This is a genomic window from Streptomyces sp. NPDC002623, assembly GCF_053592635.1.
Genome location: NZ_JBSFWB010000044.1, coordinates 36461 through 57585 on the forward strand (window position 1 = coordinate 36461; position 21125 = coordinate 57585).

The 21125-nt window shown below is 68.4% G+C and carries 18 protein-coding genes and 2 pseudogenes; 13 read left to right on the forward strand and 7 right to left on the reverse strand.

Translation table 11 applies throughout. The features are described from left to right. The first annotated feature begins 113 nt into the window (after positions 1-113). A pseudogene (locus tag ACWD4O_RS42320) lies at positions 114-930 on the forward strand (IS5 family transposase). Between the two features lie 158 nt (positions 931-1088). On the opposite strand, the gene ACWD4O_RS42325 reads toward ACWD4O_RS42320, so the two are convergent. Next, positions 1089-1244 carry a hypothetical protein gene (locus tag ACWD4O_RS42325; protein ID WP_451288400.1) on the reverse strand — a complete coding sequence of 52 codons (156 nt, stop codon included), beginning with the start codon at positions 1242-1244 and terminating at the stop codon, positions 1089-1091. Continuing rightward, positions 1217-2587, reverse strand: a complete 1371-nt coding sequence (locus tag ACWD4O_RS42330) for a hypothetical protein (RefSeq protein WP_451288375.1) — start codon at positions 2585-2587, stop codon at positions 1217-1219. Before ACWD4O_RS42330 ends, ACWD4O_RS42325 begins: the two co-directional genes overlap by 28 nt. A 620-nt stretch (positions 2588-3207) precedes the next feature. Here ACWD4O_RS42330 and ACWD4O_RS42335 point away from each other — a divergent pair. Further along, positions 3208-4329 (forward strand): hypothetical protein, encoded by a 1122-nt coding sequence (locus tag ACWD4O_RS42335; protein ID WP_451288376.1) that lies wholly within the window; start codon positions 3208-3210, stop codon positions 4327-4329. A gap of 136 nt (positions 4330-4465) precedes the next feature. Next, positions 4466-4714, forward strand: a complete 249-nt coding sequence (locus ACWD4O_RS42340) for a three-helix bundle dimerization domain-containing protein (RefSeq protein ID WP_451288377.1) — start codon at positions 4466-4468, stop codon at positions 4712-4714. A gap of 202 nt (positions 4715-4916) precedes the next feature. Here ACWD4O_RS42340 and ACWD4O_RS42345 read toward each other — a convergent pair whose 3' ends face one another. Further along, positions 4917-5825 carry an NAD(P)-dependent oxidoreductase gene (locus ACWD4O_RS42345; protein ID WP_451288378.1) on the reverse strand — a complete coding sequence of 303 codons (909 nt, stop codon included), beginning with the start codon at positions 5823-5825 and terminating at the stop codon, positions 4917-4919. Between the two features lie 83 nt (positions 5826-5908). On the opposite strand from ACWD4O_RS42345, the gene ACWD4O_RS42350 reads away from it, so the two are divergent. Next, on the forward strand, positions 5909-6280 hold the full coding sequence (locus ACWD4O_RS42350; protein ID WP_451288379.1) for a winged helix-turn-helix transcriptional regulator: 372 nt from the start codon (positions 5909-5911) through the stop codon (positions 6278-6280). 65 nt (positions 6281-6345) lie between these two features. Then, positions 6346-6642 (forward strand): annotated as a pseudogene (locus ACWD4O_RS42355) (transposase); the annotation flags it as partial. 159 nt (positions 6643-6801) lie between these two features. Here the strand turns inward: ACWD4O_RS42355 and ACWD4O_RS42360 are convergent. Continuing rightward, positions 6802-7572, reverse strand: a complete 771-nt coding sequence (locus ACWD4O_RS42360) for an aminoglycoside phosphotransferase family protein (RefSeq protein ID WP_451288380.1) — start codon at positions 7570-7572, stop codon at positions 6802-6804. 216 nt (positions 7573-7788) lie between these two features. On the opposite strand from ACWD4O_RS42360, the gene ACWD4O_RS42365 reads away from it, so the two are divergent. Further along, positions 7789-7995, forward strand: coding sequence for a hypothetical protein (locus ACWD4O_RS42365; protein WP_451288401.1), 207 nt, complete (start codon positions 7789-7791; stop codon positions 7993-7995). A 67-nt stretch (positions 7996-8062) separates the two neighbouring features. Here ACWD4O_RS42365 and ACWD4O_RS42370 read toward each other — a convergent pair whose 3' ends face one another. Then, entirely contained in the window at positions 8063-9022 is a 960-nt protein-coding gene (locus ACWD4O_RS42370) for an alpha/beta hydrolase (RefSeq protein ID WP_451288381.1), read from the reverse strand. 541 nt (positions 9023-9563) lie between these two features. On the opposite strand from ACWD4O_RS42370, the gene ACWD4O_RS42375 reads away from it, so the two are divergent. Further along, positions 9564-9986, forward strand: coding sequence for a hypothetical protein (locus ACWD4O_RS42375; protein ID WP_451288382.1), 423 nt, complete (start codon positions 9564-9566; stop codon positions 9984-9986). Positions 9987-10624: 638 nt separating this feature from the next. Beyond that, positions 10625-11227, forward strand: coding sequence for a TetR family transcriptional regulator (locus ACWD4O_RS42380; RefSeq protein ID WP_451288383.1), 603 nt, complete (start codon positions 10625-10627; stop codon positions 11225-11227). A gap of 14 nt (positions 11228-11241) precedes the next feature. On the opposite strand, the gene ACWD4O_RS42385 is transcribed toward ACWD4O_RS42380, so the two are convergent. Continuing rightward, positions 11242-12261 (reverse strand): SMP-30/gluconolactonase/LRE family protein, encoded by a 1020-nt coding sequence (locus tag ACWD4O_RS42385; RefSeq protein WP_451288384.1) that lies wholly within the window; start codon positions 12259-12261, stop codon positions 11242-11244. 215 nt (positions 12262-12476) lie between these two features. Between ACWD4O_RS42385 and ACWD4O_RS42390 the strand changes: the two genes are divergently transcribed. Both ACWD4O_RS42390 and ACWD4O_RS42395 read left to right on the forward strand, forming a co-directional pair. Next, a complete protein-coding gene (locus tag ACWD4O_RS42390) occupies positions 12477-14285 on the forward strand; it encodes a flavin-containing monooxygenase (RefSeq protein ID WP_451288385.1) in 1809 nt (602 codons plus the stop codon). A gap of 671 nt (positions 14286-14956) precedes the next feature. Further along, entirely contained in the window at positions 14957-15718 is a 762-nt protein-coding gene (locus ACWD4O_RS42395) for a hypothetical protein (RefSeq protein WP_451288386.1), read from the forward strand. Between the two features lie 25 nt (positions 15719-15743). On the opposite strand, the gene ACWD4O_RS42400 is transcribed toward ACWD4O_RS42395, so the two are convergent. Then, positions 15744-16424 (reverse strand): DUF899 family protein, encoded by a 681-nt coding sequence (locus ACWD4O_RS42400; protein ID WP_451288387.1) that lies wholly within the window; start codon positions 16422-16424, stop codon positions 15744-15746. 426 nt (positions 16425-16850) lie between these two features. Here ACWD4O_RS42400 and ACWD4O_RS42405 point away from each other — a divergent pair, with 426 nt between their 5' ends. The 3 genes from ACWD4O_RS42405 to ACWD4O_RS42415 all read left to right on the forward strand — a co-directional run bounded on the left by ACWD4O_RS42405 (position 16851) and on the right by ACWD4O_RS42415 (position 20660). Further along, a complete protein-coding gene (locus ACWD4O_RS42405) occupies positions 16851-18488 on the forward strand; it encodes a LodA/GoxA family CTQ-dependent oxidase (RefSeq protein ID WP_451288388.1) in 1638 nt (545 codons plus the stop codon). Between the two features lie 25 nt (positions 18489-18513). Further along, the gene (locus ACWD4O_RS42410; RefSeq protein ID WP_451288389.1) at positions 18514-19623 is read left to right on the forward strand and encodes an NAD(P)/FAD-dependent oxidoreductase; all 1110 of its coding nucleotides are present in this window, start codon (positions 18514-18516) and stop codon (positions 19621-19623) included. Between the two features lie 194 nt (positions 19624-19817). After that, positions 19818-20660: a helix-turn-helix domain-containing protein gene (locus tag ACWD4O_RS42415; RefSeq protein WP_451288390.1), complete on the forward strand. Its 843-nt coding sequence runs from the start codon at positions 19818-19820 to the stop codon at positions 20658-20660. The last annotated feature ends 465 nt before the right edge of the window (positions 20661-21125 follow it).

Genomic DNA, 21125 nt, shown 5'->3' on the forward strand with positions numbered 1-21125 from the left:
CCGTCCGAGACCAAGTCCCAGGTCGGCAACACCGTCCCAGCAAGTGCCTAACTGGCTCTAACAAAAGCTGGTAGATCATGTGACTGTCTGCTTGATCGCTCGTTGGTGTGGGCATGGGGAAGCGTCAGTCGCGGCCGTGGGTCGTGTCGGATGAACTGTGGTCGCTCATCGAGCCGTTGCTGCCCGAGCCGCCTCCGAAGCAGGTCGAGGGGCGGCCGCGTGTGCCCGACCGTCAGGCCTTGTGCGGGATCTTGTTCGTCCTGCACACCGGCATCCAGTGGGAGTACCTCCCGCAGGAGCTGGGCTTCGGCTCGGGCATGACGTGCTGGCGCCGCCTGGCGGCCTGGAACGAGGCCGGCGTCTGGGACCGACTGCACCGGCTGCTGCTGAACAAGCTGCGCTCGAAGGACCAGCTGGACTGGTCGCGGACGGTGATCGACTCCTCCCACGTCCGGGCCGCGCGCAGGGGCCCAAAAGCGGACCCAGCCCGGTCGACCGCGGACGCCCGGGCAGCAGACACCACATCATCACCGACGGCCGGGGCATCCCGCCGGCGGTGTCGCTGACCGGCGGAAACCGCAACGACGTCACCCAGCTGCTGCCCCTGTCGGACAAGATCCCGGCAGTGGCAGGAGTCGTCGGCCGACCGCGGCGGCGGCCCGACATGCTCTTCGCGGACCGCGGCTACGATCACGACAGTACCGACGGCTCTTGCGGCAGCGCGGGATCCGGCCCGCGATCGCCGAGCGTGGCCAGCCGCACGGGACGGGACTCGGCACCTTCCGTTGGGTTGTCGAGCGGACGATTTCCTGGCCGCACGGCTTCCGCCGCTTACGGATCCGATCAGAACGACGCGACGACATCCACGAGGCCTTCCTCGGACTTGCCGTCTGCCTGATCACCCATCGGCACGTCCAGAGGCTTTGTTAGGGCCAGTAAGCCACTCACTTCGTCCTGCACAGCGTGGCCGGAGAGGGCTACTCCGGCGGGGACAGGCGCTTGACCCGCAGCGCCGGTCAGAGCAAGGAGCCCCAGACCGTGCGGTCTGGGGCTCCGCGCTTCGCGCCGCCGGGGGGGCGACTGCCCGCTCACTGCTCCTCGTTGTCGAGTCCGACGGCGTCCGGGCCGGGCAGGGGCCGTAGGGCGCTGGCGGCCGGGGCGGAGGCGGTGAAGCTGTAGCGGCCGAGCAGGTTCAGGTTGCGGTGCTTGAGCGGGGTCAGCCGATGAGTTCGGCGAGGATCCACTCGGCGAGGCTCTCGGTCACCAGGCTGTGCTCGGAATTGGTGTCGTCGCAGTGGAAGGCGTCCAGCTCGCTACGGCCGGGCGGGAGGTCGTTGAGGTGGGTGGTGAGGTCGACGTCCCAGGCGACGGGGTCGTACTTGAGGGCGACGGCGCTGACCGAGGGCACGAAGCAGCCGGAGCGGTGGCGCTCGTCGATCGTGGCGCCGAGCGCGTCGGCGAGCATGCCGTAGGAGGCGAGGGTGCCGCCGGGCGCGCCGTCGAGTGGGGGGATCTCGCTGGTTCGGCTCGTACGGTAGCCGAGGAACAGGGCCGACATCCGTACGACTTCCTGGAGCTGGCCGAAGGCCGGCTGGGTGCGCAGTACCGCGCGGGCGATTTTCGGGGCCGTCCAGTCGAAGACCAGCTCGTCGGGCAGCAGCGGGCCCTTGGTGCCGTCGCCGGTGCCGTTGGCTACGCCGATCCTGCGCAGGCCCGGCTTGGACGGGAACCATCCGATGTCCTTCAGGTCCTGGAGGAACCGGCCACGCTTCTCGCTCCAGGTCGCGACGGTGCCGGAGTCCTTGGCGTTCGGCACCCAGGCCCACAGGAGCTGCTGGGCGGCGGCGCTCCTGATCAGCTCGGCCTGCTTCGGCTTGCCGGAGGGGTCTGGGACGGACTCGAAGAAGTACGCCAGCTGCTGCAGTGCGACCGGGATCCAGGCGCCGTTGTGCGGGGAGTCGTAGGACAGGTAGATGCGGCTCTCGTGGTCCTCGCCCTCGTTCTCCATCCAGGCCAGCGCGTATCGGGTGATGAGTCCGCCCATGCTGACGCCGCCCACGATCAGGGGGGCGCCGCCCTCCTGCCGGTCGGCGATGGCCTTGCGGATGGCGCTGACCGCGACGGCGGCGTTGGCCTGGATGTGGGTGTGGCGCTCCTTGAAGCCCAGCAGGATGACGTCCACGCCGGCGGCGAGCAGCTGACTGAGCAGCCGCTTGCCGTCGGCGTTGTAGGGCGCGTCGAGGTGGGCGTAGAGATCGCCGAGTTCGCTCTCGCCGTAGTTGAACCCGTCCGCGAAGATCATCGGGTTGACCAGGCCCTCGTGGGGCGTGCCGTCGGGGGCGAGGCCGTAGTAGACGGCGGCGGTGCCGGTGGCCGTCTCCCCCTCGTACTCCCACGCTCCGGTCAGCTGCCACACCGTATTCGGCTTGTTCACCCTGCGGGCCGTGTCCGCCCGCAGTGCGGGCGTGAACAGCACTCCCTGCCGGAGTGGTTCCGGCGCGCTGCCCTGCGACTCCCCTGCGCCCTCCGCGTCCTTCCACGGATCGGGGCTGACGTCGACCCTCGGTTCGCCACTGCGCATAGCCATGTACTGCCGCCTTGCCTTGTCAGTCGGATGAGTCACCGCAGAGACCGCCTTCGGCCGGGTGGCACCGCGACGCAGTGGCGGTTCTGGCACCCGGGTACTCCTGGCACCCGCGCCGGCATCGCTGTCGCACGACCGATGGCTTGCGCGGTCCTGCCAACAGGGAAGGTACGTGCGCTGATCGGGTCCGGATGGCAGCGACACCTGGCGCGCGCACCGCGCCAAGGGGCACTCGCCGATCGGGCCCCGCGCCCCCGTGCGCCTCCTGCAAGAACCCGCAAGTTCGGACCCTCCGTGTGCCGCTTGCCGAACTGACCTGCGGCAACGAGCGACGGCTGACCACCCGCCCGCCCCGAGGCCGAAGGCGCTACCGTCGCGCTTCCTCGACGAGGACGAGTAAGGCGAACAGTTGCGCCGCTGCCTCAACGACGACGCGCTGCCGCTCGAAGGCGCGCGAGCGGGAGGGCGGTCTGCTCGCTGGCGGCGGAGACCGACCTCCCGCTCTGCGGGTCCTCATGGCCTTGGGCGGCTCGGCGGGCGCGTGCCTGGTCGATGCGTTCACGGAGGCCCGGGCATAGACAAGCGAACGAGACACGTCTACCTCGCGGGCGACGGAGGTGAAGGTGATTGCGGACTGGGCCCGCAATTTCATCCACGCCACCCCCAAAATCGTTTCTCAGCGTTACGTGGACGTCCAAGTGGGTTGGCCGGGGAGGCTGTGTGGCAGGATCGCTTCGATTCGGCTGGACGGGGAGGCCAGGGTGGGGATCTTCGATGGCAGGCGCAGGCGCAGGGAGGACCTGGAGGCGGAAGCGGCTGTCAAGGAGCGGATCATGCGGGTCACGCCTTTGGTGAAGGAACGACGCTTGCCCGAGGTGGAGGCGGAACTGCGCGAGTGCCTCGGCGAGGCTGAGCGCCGCTTTGGTGCCGAGCACGCCGTGACGCGACTGGCGCTGTGCGAACTGAGTGTCGGGTTGCTGCTGGTCCACCGCGCCGCCGAGGCGGAACCGGGATTTCGCCGCCTCCTCAAGGGGCGGAGCAGCCCACCGCTCGACCGATTCACCACCAACGTGTGGCGGTTGCACGCTGCCAGTATGTACTGTCAGGGGCACCACGAGGAGGCGGCCCGGGAATTCGAAGAATTCGGCAACGCCCTTTCCGCAGAACTGGATTCACTCCATCCCCTGGTGCTCCGCGCGCGCCTCGACCGGGCGTTGCAGTTGTGCCACCTGCGTCGCTTCGAGGAGGCCGAAGCCGAGACGCGGGCGGTTAGCGAGCGGAGCGTTCACGTACCCGCGGCCATGGGCTTCCTCCTGCGGTGGAGCGCGGCGAACGGACTCTCGTACGCGCTCACGCGCCAAGGGCGTCCGGAGGAAGGGGAGTCGGTGGCCCGCAAAGCCTTGACCTCCATGCTGGCCCGACAGGCGGACAGCGACGACCTTCGTTTCTGCCTCGAACAGGATCTTGCCTACGCGCTCAATGCGCAGGGCCGTCATACCGAAGCCCTCGACTGTGTGAGGAGCGCCCGCGCGGCCTTCACCGCCACTCCGGCGTTCGATCCCGCGGAGGCGTCCACGGCTGGGGTGCCCACAGCGGAGGCCCTGCTGGGCCTGGCACGTTATGAGGAAGCGGCTCAGGAGGCCCGTGCCACCATTACGGCCCTCACAGAGCTGTACGGCCCCGGGCACGGGTGCGTCCGCGACGCGACGGAACTGTTGAGACAAGCCGAGGACGCGATCACCTGATGCCTCGCCGCGCCAGCTGAGCAAGTCTCTGTCGGCGCGATTGCGGAGACGGCCGATTGCCGAGGAACCGGGCGATGGTCAGACTGGAGGCAAAGTCGTATTCAGGTGAGAGGCAAATGCGGCGGGAGCAGCAGTCATGGACGCTGCGAATTCGGAAAATGACAATGCCGTCACCGAGAGCAAGGCCATCAATCAGGTCCTGGAGCGATTGAAAGCTCGCTATAAGGGGATGGAGCCGGCGGCGGTGGGTGCTGCAGTGCGGGCGGCCGAGGAACGGCTGCGTGGTGCGAGGATCCGTGACTTCGTGCCGATCTTCGTGGAACGCCAGGCGCGCGCCACGCTGGACGCCTCAGGTGAACACACCGAACCCCTGGGGCCCGCCTGACGCGGGTCGAGCGCGTTCCCGCTGTGCACCGTGACCATGATCGTGGCCTGCTTCAGCGCGGACCTCGCCGCGCTGCTCGGTGAGGAGTCGCCAGGCGAGATCACCTCCACCGTGGCTTTGTCCGCGAGAAACGTTCTCGTGGACAAAGCCAGGTAAGTAGGCGGATTCGCGGCAGGGAGTGTGTTGCCGGTCTCGAGTCTGGTCAGCGCAGCTTTCGGATGCTGTCAATGATGCGAGTCCAGTTGTCGCTGCCGTGTCCGTTCTCGATCGCGCGCCGGTAGTGGGCCTGCACGGCCAGGGGAAGCGCGAGGTCGAGGCCGAGCGACGTGCTGGTTTCGACGATGTGGTCGGACGTCGCGCCCATCATGGTGACCGTGCTGAGGTCTCCGGGATGCTCTCCGGCATCGAGCGCGGCACCTGGGTTCTCTTCACCAGCCCTCAGGATGTCGCCGATCGAGTCGGCGGAGGAGAGCAACTCCGGCAGCACTTCCTCGGCCTTCATTCCTGCGGTACCCAGCATCGCGGTGGCGTGCATCAGTCCCGACAGGGTGGTGAGGAACACCGCGAGTTGGGCTTGGTACATCATCTGGGCGAGGCCCGGATCCTCGCCCAGATACTTCGGTGTGCCGAGCAGTGCCAACGCCGCCCGATGGTTCTCCATCACCTCGTCGGGGCCGCTGTAGTAGACATGGGCCGCCTCCGTGCCGACCATCGGCGCCGGGACCATGACACCGCCGCCGAGGAAGGCGGCGTCGTGGCCCGCTGCCCAGGATGCTGCCTTGCGCGTGCGGTCGGGGGTGTCAGAGCTCAGGTTGACCAGCGTCCGGCCGGCGAGTGATGCGGTGGCGCTGTCGAGGATGTCATACATCGCCTGGTAGTCGGTGAGGCTGAGGATCACGAGGTCACTCGCTTCGACCGCCTCGCCAGGTGTCGCCGCGAGCGTTGCTCCGTCGGCGACGACGCCGTCGGCCCGACTGGCGGTGCGGTTCCAGACGGTGACCGGGTGGCCGGCGGTGAGGAGGGTACGGGTCATCGCCTGGCCCATCGGGCCAAGTCCGATCATGGTGACAGCGCTGTCTTGCCTGCTGGTGCGGTTCTGTTGTTCGTTCACCCCTCCATGCTCGGAGAGCGCCACTACTCTCGGAAGTACCCACTATTTTCTGCGGTACTTACCTTTTCGTAAGGGGATCAGTAATGGCCAAGGCACCGAGACGTGGGCCTTACATCTGCGGAATCGACGCTGCGCTCGACGTGGTGAGCGGCAAGTGGAAGGGACTGATCCTCTGGGAACTCGACGCCCATCGTGTACGCCGCTTCGCTGAGCTCCGTCGCGGTCTGCCTGGAGTGAGCGAGAAGATGCTGACGCAGCACCTGCGTGAGCTGGAGGAGGACGGTCTCGTGCACCGGGAGGTCTATGCCGTGGTGCCGCCGCGGGTCGAGTACTCCCTGACCGGTCACGGGCGCACGCTCAATCAAGCGCTCGGGCCGCTCAGCGCCTGGGGGACTGAGCGGATGCGTCGCGAAGGCTCCGAGGCGGTCGACGTAGCCGAGATCTCACGTGGCTAAGAGAGCATCTGATTCAGATAGTTGGTGATCTGGGATGTTTTTGTGACTGACGTAGTTGGTGATCGTTGGATGAGGAGTGTCGTGTCCGTGCTGGTGCCCGTGTTCGTCGTCCGTACCGCAGTGATGTGTCGGACACCCGCTGGGCCTTGATCGAACCGGTCTTCACCGCCTGGCGGGCGAGACGGACCGCCCCCGGCACAGCGGACCGGGCACCCGACCTGCGAGAGATCGTCAACGCGATCCTCCACGTCAACCGCACCGGCATCCCGTGGAAGTACCTGCCGCACGACTTCCCGCCCTACAGGACCGTCTACGACTACTACGCGAAGTGGGAAACCGACGGCACAACGCGACAGGTCCACGACCTTTTACGCGACAAGACCGCCGATCACATGGCGTCCGTTTTCGGCCCCACCGAGGCGACTCCAGTTGGCGCCATTTCGCGGGTGTTGGGACCACGTGATGGCGGTCTCGATGCGTTCGGCTGCTCTGTGTGGGTGGGTCAGTGGAAGGCTGAGGCGTCATTCGAACAGGTGGCGGTGGGCTTGGCTCCATGCCAGCTTGTCTCCGAGATCCTGCAGGTAGCCTTCGGCGGCCCAGGTCGCCTGGGGTTCGTGCCCGGCAACGGCCAGTTGGCGTACTCGTTCGGCGTTTTCCTGCTGCTCGCGGAGGACGGCGTCGACGACGGCGTCGGTGGAGGAGAGTCCGTAGGCCCTGCAGAACCGTTCCAGGCGCCGGTGACGGTCGGGAGGCTGCGGATAGTGCAGCCAGCGCGTGCACTCGGCGTCGTCCCGGAACGGTGCGACGTACTGCAAGGCGTAAGCGATGTCGTGCAGACGCGCTGCCGGGCGGGCGAAGTCGAAGTCGATGAGGCCCACCGGCTGCTGTCCCTGCCAGACCACGTTCCACGGACCGAAGTCGCCATGGCAGACCACCTCGGCGTCGGTGGGCGCCTCCGCGCCGACCGCCCAGGCGGCCTCGCTAGGCAGGGTGAAGCCTGTGGTTGCGTCGTGGAAATCGCGCAGCAGCCGGGCGAAGGCGGTCAGGCCGTCGTCGTCCACGACCTTGGCCCATCCCAGCGGCCCCGACTCGCCCTCGATGTAGCTGAGCACCTCGCGGCCTTCTTCATCGATCCCCAAGACTCGGGGAGCGTAGGGGAAGCCCACTGCTTCAAGATGGTGCAGCAGCGTGTGAACCGTATCGGTCCAGGGCTGGACAGGGCGGCGGACGGTGTCGCCGATGCGCACGACCTGCCGGTGAGCGTGATCCTGCAACACGTCCTCGTTCGTCACCCGCACGAGGCTATCCCTCGCGCCGACGAAACGACTCATGGATTATGCGGGCCTGCGTTCGCGCTGCCCGACACATTTGGTCTCGATGAGGGTGGCGTTGAAGGTGAGCCGGTCGACGATGGCCGCGCAGAGCCGTGTCGGGTGCGCGGTGAACGGCACTCCCCCGCACCCGTGGTGCGCATCCGGTGGGGTTCCCTCCCGCACCCGGTGCGGACGATGCCGTGCGTACCCTCCCGGCGGTACTCACCGGTCACCGAGCATGAGCTCCAAGGCGGGACCGGCCGCCAGGCCGCCGTCGTCCGGGTCCACGTTCTCGTCCGGCCGCTCACCCGCTGGTGCATCGTGCGCAGCCCGGCCACCGCCCCACCGGCACCCGCACCCGCACCCGCACGCGACCCGGACCGGGTCGCCATCGCACCATAGGAAAGGAAGGCACATCGTGAGTACCGAGCAGCCGCGCACTGGTTGAGCGGTTTCGTCTGCGGGTGTCTCAGCCCGTTCCGAGCCCGGCCCGCAGGAAGGCGGTGGCCTGGCCGATGGCGGCTCGCGTGGCTCGGGTCTCGCTGAGCGAGTTGAGCAGCATGAAGTCGTGAATGGTGCCGTCGTAGCGCACGGTTGTCACGGGGACGCCCGCTGAGCGGAGCTTGGCCGCGTAGGCTTCTCCCTCATCGCGTAGCACATCGGCCTCGTCAACGCACAGATAGGCGGGCGGCAGACCTGTGACCTGCTCCGTGCTGGCCTGATTCGGCGAGGCCGTGATCTCGGCGCGCTGTGCGGGGTCGACCGTATAGGCGTCCCAGAACCACTCCATGGCCTTGCGGGTGAGGTAGTAGCCGGTGGCGAACTGCTCGTACGACGCGGTGTTCATCGCCGCGTCGGTGACCGGGTAGTACATCGACTGCTGCAGGAAGGTGACGTCGCCGCGTTCCTTGGCCATCAGCGCCAGCGCGGCCGCCATATTGCCGCCCACCGAGTCGCCGGCCACCGCCATTCGGCTGGCGTCCAGGCCCTTGGATGCCCCGTGTCGGGTGATCCACTGGGCGGTGGCGTAGCCCTGCTCGATCGCGGTCGGGTAGTGGGCTTCCGGCGAGTTCGGGTACTCCACGAATGCGAGCGCTGCGCCGGCGCCGACGGCGAGCTCGCGCACGAGCCGGTCGTGGGTTGCGGCGTCGCCGAGGATCCAGCCTCCGCCGTGCATGTACACAATGACCGGCAGCATGCCAGTAGTGCCCTGCGGCTTGATGATGCGTACCCGGACGTCTCCCACTTGGGCGGGAACCGTGATCCACTCTTCGTCGACCGGAAGCTTGCTGACCGGGGCAGACTGCGCGTCTTCGAGGATTTTCCGCGCATCGGCCGGCGCCATCTCGTACAAGAACGGCGGCTTCGAGAACCCCTCAGCAACATCCCGTGCCGCAGGCTCGAGGATGACTGGGCTGGCAGAACTCATGACAGTACTCCTCACGCAAAGGCTCAGACATGGACTTGGCCCAGAGCGCGCAGCGGTCGGCGCCAGCTCGTCACGCACCGGATCTTCCCCTGAACCAGGCAATCGCGGCCTGGTGGCTGCACGTCGTTACGGCACGTCTCCACGTTCGTGACGTTTCCCATCTAACACCCGCAAAAGAGGCAGTTCCAGTCCGGGGCGATACCGGCCCGAAGGTGCAGGAGGCGCGGTTATGGTGCTGTGCTGCCACCCCTCGAATACGCGCCACTACTCCCTGTTGGGCATGGTTCGGGCCGGTGGCATGGTGGTAGGCGGCGGTGAGGGTTGGGAGGCTCGGAGTGGCTTCCGGGGTTCTGCACTCACCGCATTCTCGTGCGGCACTCTCGGGCTCTTTACGGCACGTAATCCCATGACACACGCCCGTCCGCACTCGGCGGGAGAGCACTCGCTGGAACGAGGACATGCCGGTGCGCAGGAGCAGTCCGGGGCGCATGCTGAGAGATGGGCCCTGACAGTTCGGCCTTCTTGAAACAAGGAGCAGATCATGCCATCCCTGCATTTCCATGTGAACTCCTCGATGAGCCCCTCCGAAGTGATGGGGGTACTGACCAACTTCAGCCCCTCGCGAGTCGAAGAGTGGCCTTCCATCGACGCCGAGCACTTCCAGGTCCACGAAAGGGGCGAGACCTGGGCTGAGGTCACCGAAGGGAATGACAAGTCGTGGGAGCGCGCACGCTATGAATGGGATCCGTCACAGAACAGGGTCACCGTCACCACGCACGACTCGACGCCCTTCGGGTCAGGTGGGTGGAACTTCCAGTTGACGCCCACGGACGACGGCACCCGCATCGACGTCAGACTCGAACGGCATCCCAGCTCACTCAAGGCGAAGATACTGTCGCCCATCATTCCCCTCGCCGGGCCGGTGTTCCGCAAGTCCTTCAAGGAGCCCCTGAAGACCGTGTAGCCACCCCCGTCAACGGCGAAAGCAGCGGCGTACGCGCCATTCAGGCTTCCTCGGCGACCGGGCGGTGGAGTCCCTTGCGGTCGTAGTAGTGGGTCATGGCGAACCCGAAGACCAGGGCCACGGCCACAGCCACAGCGAAGTCGATGGCGAGGCCACCACCGCCTGCACGATGTTGTGGACAACCCCAACCGCTATTCGGCGGCGCGTTTCCCGGGGCCGCCGCCCTCGAACAGGCCCATTCCGCAGGAAAGTTCACGCCCGTCCAGGACGTCTCGGGGAGGTGGCGAAGGCTGCCCTCGGCGAGCGGGATGACACCCGGGCCCTGATCGAGGTCCACTTGATGGGCCGCCACGTCCTCCACGAAGACCTGGCCGCCGGGCTCGCCTCCGCGCTCAGGGCCGGAGCCCTGACTGCGGCGCCGTCGGCCCTGGAGGGCACGGAAGGCCGCCGAAGCCGACGAGGTCGCGGCTCCTGTCGTCCCTGCACAGCCTCTACGGTCGAACGTCACCTCGCTGGCCGAACGGCGGCGGCCAGCCCAGCCGAAGCCCGACACCCGGCAACGCCATCGAGCGGAGACCGACTAAAGAGACAGAAACTGACCGATAGAGGGTCCCGAGCAGCCCGGGTACCCTTCCGGGATGACGCAGCACCTCACGCCGGACGAGCGGCGGCCCCCCAACCAGGGGCCGAAGGCTGCCGCCCGCAACCGGGCCGCTCTGGTCGCCGCCGCCCGGGAGATCTACGCGGAGCACGGCCTGGATGTCCCGCTCTCGGCGATCGCGCGTCGGGCGGGGGTGGGGCAAGGCGTTCTGTACCGTCATTTTCCCGACCGGGCCGCTGTCTCCGCCGCGGTTCTGGAGGAGAACGTGCGTCAGATCGAAGAGGCGGCCTCGGCTCAAGACGCGTGTCTCCCCGCGGTTCTGGGTGTGCTGACGTGGCATCAAACAGAATCGGCCGCCTTCATCGGCCTCTTGCTCGCCGATGGGGAAGGCGATGGGGAAGGCGATGGCTCCGGCACCCGCACGCACGCGTTGGCACTGTCCGAGCGAGTCGAGCGGGCTCTGCGGGGGCACCTGCCGCGCGGTCATCGGCTGGAGGCGGCAGACGACCTGATGCTCGCCGTCGCCATGGTCTCCGGTGCCGCCACCGGCCACAGCCGCGAGGAGCGGGAGCGCCGGGCGCTGACGGCCTGGCGGCTGCTCGGCATCGAGGTGGGACCGGTGCGGCCCTTCGAGGGGTGAGCGCAGGGGTGGCGTCAGCCGCCGTTGGACTGCCGGACGCCTTCCGCCAGCGCGTCGAAGGTGTACAGGTACCCTCCGGCGGGCCCGCTGACGGTCATGTAGGCCCTGGTCCCGCCGGGCGTGATCGCCACGTTCGTCGCTGACTCGAGCCCTGTGGCGCGGCCGGGAACCTCGACCGTCGCCAGGCGCTCACCGTACTTGTCGTACACCACCATCGCGGGCCGGCCGTGCAGTGCCTGGTAGAGGTTGCCGTCCGCGTCCACGGCGATCGAGTCGGTCTGGGCGATCCCACCGTCGACGCGGATGGCGGTGTGCCGGGAAGTCACCTTTCCGTCTCCGTCGAGTCGAAGGTAGGAGATCCGGTTCTGGGTGAGCTCGCTGATCCACAGCCCGCGGTAGTCCACGTCGAACGAGATGCCGTTCGTCGCGGCCAGTTCCTCGGCCAGAACGGCTGCCTTCCCGCCGTCACGGTCGATCCGGACCACGCGGCCCTGCGCCTCGTCCCCGGACGGGGCTCGCGAGTCGCTGACGTACAGGTTGCCCTCCTTGTCGAAGGCGATGTCGTCGGCGTTCATCTGCGCGCCGTCGACCTCGCCGGAGAAGAAGGTCTGGGGATCGCTGCCGTCCGCGGCCAGGCTCATGATCTCGCCGTGCACGTAGTCGGTCAGGTAGAGACGTCCGTCGTACGGGCTGAACTGCGCTGAGGTGTAGGCCCCTCGGTCGTCGGTGTGGACCGATCGCGATGTCTTCCTCTCGACGTCGACACGCATCACCTTCGGCTTGCCCGCGGGTGCGGTGACGTCGACGACGAGCAGCTTGCCGTCCTCGTCGAAGGTCGGGCCCTCCAGCAGGGTCATTCCAGTCTCTTCGTGCACCTTCGTCAGCTGCATGAGCTGTTGGGCTCGGATGATCCTGCCCGCGCCGGAGGCGGATGCCTTGTCACCGGGGTCACCTGTGTCCGTGCCGCATCCGGCAACGGCCAGGGTGCCGAGCGCGGCGAGTAAGGCAAGGGACCGGATCGGGAGTCGTCGCATGGGGATCAGCCTTCCTGTCGCTGTGTATAGGGCCCGCCGTCCCGAGAGGTTCGCGCACGCGCGCTATCGGTGCGGACGCGCTCTGTCCGGATCACGCGGTGCTCCCACCCCTCAACCGGACACTGTTGTCCGGTTGTTGCTACGGTAGCGGACGGCCGCCCACGACAGCACGGGTGGCCCGCAGAGCAGCAGACCGACAGGAATTGAGGTCCCCCATGACACCCCCTCAAATACCCGCCACCGCTGAGCTCGCTGCGCTGAGGCAGCGGTACCGCCGCGAACGTGAGCGGCGTGTCCGGCCCGACGGCGCCCGCCAATACCGGTCCGCCGACGCGGAGTTCGGCTACTACGCCGCTGATCCCTATGTGGAAGAGGTGGCCGGGCGCGATCCGCTGCGTGACACCGTCGACGTCGCAGTGGTCGGCGGTGGCTTCGGCGGCATCCTCGCCGGGGCGCGGTTGCGCCAGCAGGGCGTGCAGCGCGTCCGGATCGTCGAGAAGGGCGGCGACTTAGGGGGCACCTGGTACTGGAACCGGTACCCGGGCGTCCACTGCGACATCGAGTCGCACGTGTACCTGCCGATGCTCGACGAGACCGGATACGTGCCGGAGTGGAAGTACGCTCCCGGCGAGGAGATCCGCCGCCACGCGGTGCGGGTCGCGCGGAAGTTCGACCTCTACGCAGATGCCCTGTTCTCCACCTCGGTCACCTCGCTGACCTGGGACGAGGAGCTAGGGACGTGGATCGTGGCCACCGACCGGGGCGATGTGTTCCGGGCCACGTACGTCGTCACCGCCACCGGCACGCTGTCCGAGCCGAAACTCCCCGGGATACCGGGCATCGAGGACTTCGAGGGTCACACCTTCCACACCTCGCGGTGGGACTACGCCTACACAGGCGGCACGCCGGACGGCGGCATGACCGGCCTCGCACGGAAACGGGTGGGCATCGTCGGCACCGGCGCCACCGGCGTCCAGGTCATTCCGATGCTGGCCGAGGACGCCGGCCACGTCTACGTCTTCCAGCGCACCCCCTCCACCGTGGACGTGCGCGCCAACCGCCGCACCACCGCCCGGGACGTCGGCGCCGACCACGACGGCTGGGCACGCGAACGACGCGAGAACTACCTCCGCATCGTCTCCGGCGAGACAGCCGAACGGGATCTCGTGACCGACCAATGGACCATGTCGGCAGGCCTCTTGGAGAAACTCCTGACCAGCTTCCGCCGCCCGGGCGAGCGGGAGGTCTTCGAAGCCGCCTACGAGTTCGCCGACGCCGCCAAGATGAATGAGCTCCGCGCCCGCGTCGAGCAGACCGTCACCGACCCGGACACGGCGCGGAAGCTCAAACCCTGGTACCGGTACGCCTGCAAGCGCCCCGCCTTCTCCGACCGGTACTACCCGGCGTTCAACCGAGCCAACGTCACCCTGGTCGACACCGCCGACACCCATGGCATCGAACGCGTGACCCCGCACGGCGCCGTGGTCGGCGACACCACGTACGAGCTCGACTGCCTGATCTTCGCCACGGGATTCTCCGCCGGGATCTCCGGTATCTACTCAGGCAACCTCCCCGTCCACGGCAGGGGCGGAACCCGACTGCTGGACGCGTGGGCACAACAGGGTCCGCGCACCCTGCACGGCTTCACCAGCAACGGCTTCCCGAACCTGATCCAGATGGGATCCCTGCACAACGCCAGCAGCGTCAACTACACACACATCCTGGACGAACAGGCCGTTCACGCCGCCGCCCTCGTCTCGGCCGCCGAAGCCAAGAACGCCCTGGTCGAACCGTCCCGCACGGCCGAGGACGCCTGGATCGCCATCCTGGCCCAGGACGCCCCCGACCACGAGTGGTTCCACGCCGAGTGCACACCTGGCTACTACAACCGCGAAGGACGCGGTCGGCCGAACGGCCCTGCCGCCTACCCTCACAGTGCGGTCGCCTTCCACCAACTCCTGAAGCACTGGCGCGAGTACTCGATGGACGAGATCCTTCAGACCAAGTCCTTCACTCAGGCCTAGAATTCCGGCCGGGCTTCTGTCTCCTTGGCCACCTCGGCGATGCCCTGTATGAGGTGTCCGCCGAGCCACAGCGCGGTGGTGGGCCACGCAATGGCCAAGCCGAACATCCACAAGGCCGAACATCCACAAGCGCCCCCGCCCGATGATCACGGCAACCGTGCACGGGCGAGGGCTTCGATGTGCCGATGAGGTGCGGCTCTTGCTGCTGTTTGCTGCTGCTTGCTGCTGCGCCGCCATGCGCTCGGCGCTGCATCGTCTCCTCAAGCGCATCAACGCCTGCCTGATGCGCCTGATCCGCAAGTGGTACAGACGGCTACGGAGGTTCGGCAAGGCCCCACGCGTGCCGGCGGCGCATCACCCGCCGGCGACCCGACTTCTGAGATCTCGTCGGACCTGCGCGACGCTCAAGATCCCCTCTTTCAGAGCGGCTTGTAGCCCCCAGGCGCTCGTTGAACGGGTGGATTCCCGGCCCGGCACCGGGCCGGCCTCCCAGGATGCGTCACGCCCCGGACGGTCACATCCTTGACACAGGGGCTCAGGCGCGCCAGCACGCTCCTCGCGCACACGGGGCCGGTCGTGCCCGCATATGGGATCCCTGACCGCGCTCTCATCCACAGACCGCCGCCATCCGCAGCAGCCCCCGGCGGTTCCGAGCGAACAGGTGGAGAGCCATGGACGAGCACGGTAGCCACATGCACCACCCCGGCGGACACCCGGAACCCGACGCCCCTGCCTTCCACGGCATGGCGGTGATGGGCAACGACACCCCCTTCCTCTCCCACCTTCCGATGGCTGTGGATCCGCACAACGTGCAGCTCATCGGGCAGGCTGCCTTCGGAGCTGCCCACCGCGCGTATCGCGACGACCGCAAGGCGCACCCGGAGGCCCGGCTCTACACCCTCGCCCCCGAGGTATTCACGCTTTCCGACCTCTATCCCGGTGAGAACGGCGAACCGCCCGCCCGCACGTCGTTCACCGGGAGTCTGTTCCGCAACCACTTCGAACAGCCGGAAGCCCACCCCGAGACGCCTGTCGAGATCGCCACCGATGTCGTGGTGGAGGTCGCCAACGTGGTCAACCACCACACGTTCACCGCGGCCGACCAACAGCCGGAGGAGTTGACGTACCTCCTGTTCGGCAAGGGGCCCGAGCGGTTCCTGGCGCATTGGATCACCGGCCCGTTCCAGCCCACGAGCCGTCAGGAGTTCGATCACCTGATGACGGCCGACGTACAGGGCCTGGCGGTGTCCGACGACCAGCTGCGCCATGGCATCGAGGTCACCGTGACAGGCCGTCCGGACGAGCCCGGCGGGAAACTCAGGGAACGCGAACGAGCGGCTGCCGTCGCCGCGGTCAACGGCAGGCATGTCACGGTCGAGCTCGAGGCCGGCACGGAGCTGTATTTCGAAGTCGGCGAACTGACCCCTCACTGACACAGCGGCACCCTCCTTCCGACCGTCACCAGGAGGGCCGGGGATACCAGTCGCCACGGCCTTGCGGGGTGAGGTCGAGCAGGTGCCAGACGGGGCTGAGCAGGTCGGAGGCCTGCTGACCGTCGCCGTCGGCCATCCGCACACGGGTGCTGTAGTGGTGGCGGACCGCGCCGCCTTCGTCGCGGGTGAACACCGACAAGGTGGCGTCCTGGCCACCGGCGGTGTCCTCGCTGCCCAAGTCGTACTTGAAGCGGCTGGGTGCCGCGCTGAGCAGCCGCAGTCCCGTCCAGTCCCGTTCCCTGGCGTACGCGCGCAGGGCGGGCAGTTCGGCGGCGGCCACGACGGCGAAGTCGAGGGTGTCGGCCAGCTGGTCGGCGACCGATTGGAAGCCGTCGATCGACATCGTGCACGAGGCACAGGGCCGGTCCTGCTCCTTGCCGTACATGAAGTGGTAGAGCATCAGCGGCCGGTCAGGGCCGGAGAACAGCTCGCTGAGCCGGACCTCGCGCACCGGATCGTCCCCGGCTGCCAGGTCGGCCGGCCCCTCGTGGAACAGATACTCCTCGACGACGGGGCCCTCGGGCAGGCGTCGCGTCAGCTCGGCGACGTGCTCGCGCTGGCGCATCATCTCGGCCTCCGCCCGGCGCAGTTCTTCGATGGCGGCGGTGTACTGAGCGGATTCGTTGCCGAGGTTGGTCACGCGCATGTTTCCTCCTCGTCAGTCGCCGTTCGGCGCGGCATACCCGCCCAGAAGAGCAGGTCGGCCCGCCGCGGCGGGCCAGGCGCGCAACGTGGTTCACCTGAAGCGACCAGTTGCCGCTCCTCCCCCGGACATTGCCTCCGAACACGTGCCGGCACCGGCTTGCAGCGGCTTGCCACCGGATTGCGACCACCCAGGATCGGGGGGACGATGGATGCGTCCTCCACGGCCGGGTCGTACCGCCGGGCTCGAGCGGGTGGCGAGCGAACTCTCAGCGTTGCCGCACCTCGTGAGGACGAGCGGTGTACACCAGCCCCGGCCGACTGAAGGAGAGCCGTTCCGGGCCGTCGTCATGTGCTCCGCGCCCGGCTGAGCCGGAGAAGCATCACGGGCCTTTCGATCCCGAACCTCTCACCCTCACCGGGAGCTGACATGAATCTCGATGACGTCGCACGCTGCGAGATCCATCCCACGATCGGCATCGCCCGGGTGGGCAACAGCCCCGACGGCTTCTTCATCGGCCCGGAGACCCCCGGGATCCCGTCGAGTCCGTCCGGCGGTTTCAAGGACGCCGACGGGCGGATCAAGCGTCAGGCCGCCCGGTTCCGTGTGTACGCCTATGACCGGGCAGGCACCGTCCTGGGCGAGCTCACCTCGGCCGAGGCGCAGATCGTCTGGACGGCCGAACTGGCCAATGCCAAGGCTGAGTGGTTCGACTTCGCCGGGCGCTTCCATGAGTCCACCGCCGACTCCGACCGCCGTAACCAGCACATCGATCCCGCTGATGCCGCCGCTCGGGCGCGGTTGGTCATCCGGCCGGGGCCGCGCAGTGTGACCGGTCCGTCCCAGGACGGCACGGATGCCAGGTTCGACACCGGGACCTTCCTGGACACCCCGGTACCGCTGGGCGAACTGCGCACCGACGAGGCCGGTCGGCTGCTCGTCCTCGGCGGCTTCGGCACGTCCGCTTCGGTCCAGCCCGGCAATCCGCTCCGCCACTACGCCAACAATGACGACTGGTTCGACGACGTCTCCGACGGCCCGGTCAGCGCAACCGTGAGCCTGGGCCCGGACGGGCGCCAGGTCCCGGTGACCTCGGCCTGGGTCGTGGCGGGCCCGCCCGATTACGCCGCCGTCGTACCGAGTCTGGTCACCCTGTACGACGTCGTCCTGGAGGTCGCCCGCGCATCGGGCGGACTGCCCACGCCGCCGGAGGTCTCCTTCACCCGCGACATCTACCCGCTGCTCGCCCGCCCGGTCTGGTTCGCATGGGTCAACAAGACAGCGCGAGTGATGCACGGCGACCCTCGCCGCAACTTCCTCAGCCCGAGCCGTCTCGCCCGGCTGTCCTCGAACGCCCCGGACAACGCCACTGCGCGTCAGAACGTCTTCAAGAGGTTGCGCAAGCCCGGACTGGTGGACGACACCAGCCAGGCGAACGCGGGGTTCATGCCCGTCCTGTCCGGCGACGACGGGGACGCTCAGCCCAACAAGCCACGGACGTGGCTGGCGCTGTTGCCCGGCCAGTACGCGCGGATGCAGCGCTGGGCCGCCGGCGACTTCCTGGCCGACTGGACGGGCGTGCCCGCCCCGCTCCCGTTCGAGGCTCTCGCACCGGCCGACCAGCCCCACGCCCTGGTGCGGGCCGCGCTGGAGACGGCGAGCGGCGGCGGATTCTTCCCGGGCATCGAGATGACGTACATCGCTGATCGGCAGTCCACTTGGGCAGCGCCCTTCCGGCTGCGCGAAGATCTGGTCGCCGGAGATGTCACCAAGTACATGGCCCTGCCCTGGCAGGCCGACTTCTACATGTGCATGGACCACTGGTGGCCGGCCTCCCGTCCCGATGAAGTCCTTCCCGAGCCGGCGCACGACGGGCTGGTACAGGACGCGGCGGCCGGGGCGTTCCAGGAGTGGGACCGCGGTGTCGGCGACGGCGACAACGCCGAAAAGGGTATGAACGAGATGGTCGAGAAGTGGAGCACGCTCGGGTTCATCGTCGCCCGGACCTTGCCGAACGGCGACGTGATCCTGGTCGAGACGGAACGGACCGACCACGGGACCGGGTAGGCCGGGCAGAGGCAGGAGCCGCACGTTGGACAGCGGCGGGCCGAGCGGCTGTGGGAGGAGCCGGCGCTTCGACGTTCTCGTCGCCGGCGCAGGCCCCGCCGGGTGTGCAGTCTCGCTGCCCCTCGTCCGGGCAGGGGCGAGCGTCGTCCTCGTCTCCCCGGCGAGCGTCCCCGACTGGCGGGTGGGAGAGAGTCTCGCTCCCACCGCCCGCCCGCTTCTCGAACGACTGGGGGTGCTCGACGGGCTCGCCGACGCTGGGCACACTCCCTGCTACGGCAACCAGGCCGCCTGGGGCCAGGATGCGCTCACCGCGGTGGACCACCAGCTCGGTCCGTACGGTGAGGGCTGGCATCTGGACCGCACCCGGTTCGACGCCGCCCTTCTGGAAGCGACCCGCGCCAGTGGTGCCCTCTGGCTCGCCGGACATGTCCGCGACGCCCGTCGGCATCGGGACCACTGGCAGATCACCACTGGCGAGGGCGGTGTGCTGGAGGCCGGGTATCTGGTGGACGCCACGGGCCGAGCCGCTCGGCTGGCTCGTCGCGTCGGCGCGGCACGCACCCGCTCCGACCGCCTCATCGCGGTCGCCGGCCTGTTGGGCCCGCCGCGGAAGCAGGCGGCCCACCTGGACCGCACGTCGCTGGTGCAGGCCACGCGCTGGGGCTGGTGGTACACCGCCCCGCTGCCCGGTGGTGAGCGGATCCTCATGGCGATGACCGATGCCGATCTCCTCGCCGGCGTACGCCTGCTCGACCCGGGCGTGTGGTGGACCCAGGCGCAGGAGGCCGGTCATGTCCGGGAACGGATCGCCGGCTGGGAGCGACCGCCGCGGCGGCTGCGGGTGTTCGCCGCCGGCTCGTCCTGCGCCACTCCCGCGGCCGGCCCGGGCTGGGCAGCGGTGGGAGACGCCGCCACCGCCACCGACCCGCTGGCCGCCCGGGGGATCGTCACCGCACTGGCCACCGGCCTGGTCGGGGCGCGGGCGATCCTGGCCGCCCGGGCCGGTGACGCCAATGCCATGACGGCCTACGCCCGCCGTATGAGGACCGTTCACGCCGAGTACCTGGAGACAAGGGCCGCGCAGTACCGCCGGGAACAACGCTGGGACACCCCGTTCTGGGACCGTCGGCACTGAGCGGTGCGGTTCTCCGACCAGGAACGTGTCCTGGCAGGGTTGTCGAACGCGCCGTCGCCCGCCTCCTCCGCTCCCTCCGCCTCCTCCGCCTCCTCCGCCTCCTCCGCCACAACCCAGCCGGCGCCCGCGCTACCGCGACACCATCAAGAACGAGACACGTGGCGGGCTGAACCCGCGGCGGCGATACTGGGTCCATGGAGTACGTCGGCCGGGTGCCTGCGCCGCCGCTCGACCGGTTCATCGACGACATCTACTGCCTGACCGGGGTGCCGAGCCACCGCCGGATAGCCGTCCCTCCGATGCCGTCGACGCACCTGCTCATCAACCTGGGCGGACCGGTCCGCCTGTGGGATTCCGACCCTTCGGTGCCACCGGCGTTGTTGACCGATGGCTGGTTCGTGGGGCTGTGGACCAGGCGTTTCCGCTATGAGTATCCCGCACGGGTACGGCTCGTCGGGGTGCACTTCAAGCCCTGGGGCATGTCGCCGTTCGTCGACATGCCGGCGACCGAGCTGCGGGACCGATGGGTGCCCGTCGACTCCGTTTGGCAGCGGTCCGTGGACCGGATTCGCAACCAGGTCGGCGATGCCGCTTCGGCCACTGAGACGCTGCGGGTCCTGGAGGAGGAACTGAGGTCGCGGCTTGTCGATGCGCCGTCGCGCGGTCTCGACCTCGTCCAGCACACAGGCGGGTGGCTTGAAGCGTCCTACGGCGCGGTGCCGGTCGCCGCGCTGAGCGATGCCGCCGGGGTGAGCGGCAACCACCTGGCGACACAGTTCAAGTCTCATGTCGGGGTCACCCCGAAGAAGGTGGCTCGGATCTACCGCTTCGCACGGCTGATCCTGTCTGTGGACGCCCTGCGTCCGGTCGACTGGTCGGAACTCGCTCTCAGGGCGGGCTACTTCGACCAGGCCCACTTCGGCAAGGAGTTCAAGGACTTCACCGGCCGCACCCCGACGGAATACCTGGCTCTGCGGCGCCGTATCCCGGCCGAGCAGGAGTTCCCGCCGGACGACGGTCCTATGCCCGCTGATTGATTTCCTACAAGCGCGGCCGCCCCAGGGGACCGCACGCACGCCTCCGACCGGATGTGGCACTTCACCGCAGCACCACACCCCCGCTCCCGGAACCCTGCCGACCGACGTCAGCGCAAGATCGTCGCCACGGCCCTCGGCACGCAAACCTGGACCGAGCTTCAGAACAAGGTCCTTCAAGCCGAGGATGAGCTTCTCGGCGCGCTCGACAGCCAGGAGCGCGACATCGTGCGCGAACTTCTCAGCCGAGCCGTCACCGGACTTCCCGACGGCGGTAGTACTTGGGGTCCTGGGTGCTGACGCACCTCGGGCGCAGATCTCATGAGGGTGCTGTCGATCAGGTCGCGGATATGAGCTGATCGCGATAACGGGACTGGCGGCCGTAGGCGAACTCCTGCCGACAATGCCGACGCCCAGGCGGTGGAAGGCTCCAGGCGGTGGAAGGCTCCAGCCGGCACGGCTGGAGCC